Origin of the sequence: Halorubrum sp. Boch-26 (genome assembly GCF_029889805.1) — an archaeon.
GTDB lineage: Archaea > Halobacteriota > Halobacteria > Halobacteriales > Haloferacaceae > Halorubrum.
In genome coordinates this window covers 1-3,371 of record NZ_JARANT010000150.1, presented here as the reverse complement: position 1 = coordinate 3,371, position 3,371 = coordinate 1, and the positions used below count along the sequence as shown (strand labels likewise).

Sequence of the window (3,371 nt, the reverse complement as noted above, 5' to 3'; positions counted from 1 at the left end):
CCTCTAGCGCCTCGGCCGCCGCGGCGCCGTCGCCGCCGGTCCAGCCGTGGAGCACTTCGACGGGGTCGCCGGAGCCGCCGTCGCTGCCGTCGCTGCCGTCGCTGCCGTCGCTGCCGTCGCTGCCGTCGCTGCCGTCGCTGCCGTCGCTGCCGTCGCTGCCGTCGCCACCGCCGGAACAGCCGGCGATCCCCACGGTCGCGAGGGACCCGGCGCCGGCCACGTAGTGGCGGCGGGTGAGTCGGTTCTCCGAGCTTGCGCTGTTGTCACGTGACATGTGTCCACGGGTTCGGATGCCCCATACTTAACGATTGATGTTTATTTACTCAAAATCTTATTAAAAAACGGATCACAGACCAAACCGCCGTAAACGGGCTATACGTGGGAATGAGGAAATGAACGCCCGCTTCGGGACGCCGTCGACAACCCCTTTCTGAACGATTTAGTCGGGGCCGATCGTAACAAATTGGGGACGATCAGCGGTCCGTTCCCGACCTCCGAGCCGAACCGGTTCGCCGACGTGGCGCACCGACCCGCCGACGTGGCGTACCGACCGATTCTTGAGCGCTCGGTCCGGATCAACGCTGCATGGACGGACCGCTGTGGATCGATGCGCACGCTCCCGCGCTCGACGAGATCCGCCAGGACGAGGCCCGCGAGCGGCTGGAGCGCGCGGTCGACGAGCCGATGAACCTCGTCGTGCAGGGGCCGCCGGGCGTCGGGAAGACGGCGGCGACGCGGGCGCTGACCCGCGCCGCCCACGAGAACCCCGAGAGCGACCTGATCGAGATCAACGTCGCCGACTTCTTCGGCCGGACGAAAAAGGAGATCCGGACCGATCCCCGCTTCGAGGGGTTCCTGCAGGGGCGGAGCCGGATGGCGAAACGCGACATGATCAACCGCGTGCTGAAGGAGTCGGCGTCGTACGCGCCGATGTCGGGCGAGTACAAGACGGTCCTGCTCGACAACGCCGAGTCGATCCGCGAGGACTTCCAGCAGGCGCTCCGACGCGTGATGGAGCAGCACCACCGCACCACGCAGTTCGTGATCGCCACCCGCCAGCCGTCGAAGCTCATCGCGCCGATCCGGTCGCGGTGCTTCCCGGTGCGGGTGCGCGCGCCGACGACCGACGAAACGATCGACGTCCTCGAAACGATCTGCGAGCGGGAGGGGGTGGAGTACGACGGCGACGGGCTAGAGTTCGTCGCCAGCGCGGCCGGCGGCGACCTCCGCAGGGCGATCCTCTCGGCGCAGGCGACGGCGGTCGAGGGCGACGAGATCACCATGTCGACCGCCTACGAGACGCTCGGCGAGGTGGGCGACGACGACGCGATCCGCGAGGCGCTCGCCGACGCCCGCGCCGGCGACCTGAAGGACGCGCGGTCGACCCTCGACGACCTCCTCGACGAGGGCGGGTACGACGGCGAGGAGCTCCTCCGAGAGGTCCTTCGGGTCGCCCGCGCCGGCTCCGAGTACGGTGGCGACGACCTCGCGCGGCTCCACGTGCTCGCCGGCGAGGCCGACCTCGACCTCACCGACGGCCTCGACGACCGGATCCACCTTACGCACCTGCTCGGCGCGTGGGCGGCCGGCCGGACGGCGCTCCGACCCGACCTCCGCGACCGGGTGGAGGCCTGACGATGGCCCGGAACCCGCCCCTCGCGCGCGTCCTCCCGTTCCACGTCGTCGACGAGGCGTGGCGGCTGGCGCTCGTTCCCGCCCTCGTCGGGGCCGTGACGCTCCCCTTCCTCCCCCCGGTCGGCGCGGCCTTCGTCGCGCTCGCGCTCGGGGTCCTCTGGTTCCACCGCGACCCCGACCGCGCTCCGCCGGACGCGGAGGGGGTCGTCGTCGCGCCCGCCGACGGCACCGTCTCGGTCGTGCGCGAGGAGGGGAACCGCCTGCGGGTGGGCGTCTTCATGAACGTCACCGACGTGCACGTGAACCGCGCGCCGATAGCGGGCGAGATCCGGGAGGTGCGACACCGACCCGGCGCGAACCGGCCCGCGTTCAGCAAGGAGTCCGACCGCAACGAGCAGGTCGCGATCGACTTCGGCGAGTACGAGCTGCTGGTCATCGCCGGCTGGTTCGCCCGTCGGATCCACCCCGCCGTGGAAGCCGGCGACGCCGTCGACCGCGGCGAGCGCGTCGGACACGTCTCGTTCGGCTCGCGCGCGGACGTGATCCTCCCCGCTGACGTGGGCAAAGGGGACCTCCTCGTGCGCGAGGGCGACGCCGTCCGCGCGGGCGAGACGATCATCGCCGAGCGGGCGGACGACACCGCCGAGCGGAAGTGAACGCGGTCGCCGTCTGTCGGCTACTTTTATAAGACGAACGGCCCCTGCTGCCGGATCGGCTCGTCGTGCGGCCGCCCCGAGACGGCGACGAGCCGGAGGTCACCGTCGGTCGCGACCGCGAACTCGCCGCCCGCTCGGGTCGGGAAGACGTCGCCCTCGCCGAACGCGCTTCCGTCGACGGACCCGCTCCCCGCGACCGCGTACAGGAACCCGGCCCACCCGTCCGGGACCGTCCACGTCCACGCGTCGTCGACGCGGACGTCGAGGTACTCCATCGGGGTGCGGAGCTCGATCGGCGACCCCTCGCCGACGACGGTCGTGACGGTCGCGCCGTCGGTTTCCCGCGTGGGAAGCTCTTCCGCGTTCGCGTCGACGTAGTCCGGGTCGGCCTCCTTCTCGTCTCTCGGGAGGTTCACCCACAGCTGGAGCCCGTTACAGGCCTCGCCGTCGGCGGGGAACTCGGAGTGGCGGATACCGCCCCCGGTCGTGATCCGCATCGCCCCGTCCTCGCGGGCGATGTGTTCGACGCCGAGCGAGTCGGCGTGCTCCATGCCGCCCTCGATCATGTACGAGACGATCTCGAACCCCTTGTGCGGGTGCATCGGGAACCCCGTGTCCGGGTCGATGTAGAACCGTTCGAAGAGGACGAACGGGTCGAGGTTCGACGGGTGCCCCTCGGTCGGGAACGCTCGGTTCGAGTTCACGCCCGTCCCGTGGCGAACCGGCTCGCCCGGAACCGATCCGTCGGTCGTCGCGTTGATGTCCATATGTTTTCTGATTAGTCCGGCACTGATAAGCGTCCCGTCGGCGGTAGCCGAGAAGTTACGGAGATCTGTCTCGAATATTCGACTGGTCGCCTCAAGAGTGCTCTACACTTCCACCAACTGTGATCTGATAAGCCGGATTTCTTACTAAAACGCGCTACAGAGAACGTTCATGTGTTCGGCGAGCATACGACCGGTCGTAGACATGAGCTACGAACTCGATCCGTTACCGTACGATTACGACGCGCTGGAACCGCACATCTCCGAGCAGGTGCTCGAATGGCACCACGACACCCACCACCAGGGGTACGTGAAC

At 68.9% G+C, this 3,371-nt stretch carries 3 protein-coding genes and 2 pseudogenes; 3 read left to right on the top strand and 2 right to left on the bottom strand.

Translation table 11 applies throughout. From position 1 onward, the window contains the following. Positions 1-274: pseudogene (locus OQF71_RS14190) on the bottom strand (carbohydrate ABC transporter substrate-binding protein); the annotation flags it as partial. Between the two features lie 311 nt (positions 275-585). Here OQF71_RS14190 and OQF71_RS14185 point away from each other — a divergent pair. Then, positions 586-1,635, top strand: a complete 1,050-nt coding sequence (locus OQF71_RS14185) for an AAA family ATPase (protein ID WP_280588459.1) — start codon at positions 586-588, stop codon at positions 1,633-1,635. Positions 1,636-1,637: 2 nt separating this feature from the next. Continuing rightward, positions 1,638-2,291 carry a protein sorting system archaetidylserine decarboxylase gene (locus tag OQF71_RS14180; protein WP_280588458.1) on the top strand — a complete coding sequence of 218 codons (654 nt, stop codon included), beginning with the start codon at positions 1,638-1,640 and terminating at the stop codon, positions 2,289-2,291. 26 nt (positions 2,292-2,317) lie between these two features. Here OQF71_RS14180 and OQF71_RS14175 read toward each other — a convergent pair whose 3' ends face one another. Beyond that, positions 2,318-3,058 (bottom strand): pirin family protein, encoded by a 741-nt coding sequence (locus tag OQF71_RS14175; protein WP_280588457.1) that lies wholly within the window; start codon positions 3,056-3,058, stop codon positions 2,318-2,320. Positions 3,059-3,260: 202 nt separating this feature from the next. Here OQF71_RS14175 and OQF71_RS14170 point away from each other — a divergent pair. Continuing rightward, positions 3,261-3,371 (top strand): annotated as a pseudogene (locus OQF71_RS14170) (superoxide dismutase); the annotation flags it as partial.

Bases quoted from the DNA above. Each gene is read 5' to 3' on its own strand.
- OQF71_RS14175 (WP_280588457.1), bottom strand. From the start codon at position 3,058: ATGGACATCAACGCGACGACCGACGGATCGGTTCCGGGCGAGCCGGTT.
- OQF71_RS14185 (WP_280588459.1), top strand. From the start codon at position 586: ATGGACGGACCGCTGTGGATCGATGCGCACGCTCCCGCGCTCGACGAG.
- OQF71_RS14180 (WP_280588458.1), top strand. From the start codon at position 1,638: ATGGCCCGGAACCCGCCCCTCGCGCGCGTCCTCCCGTTCCACGTCGTC.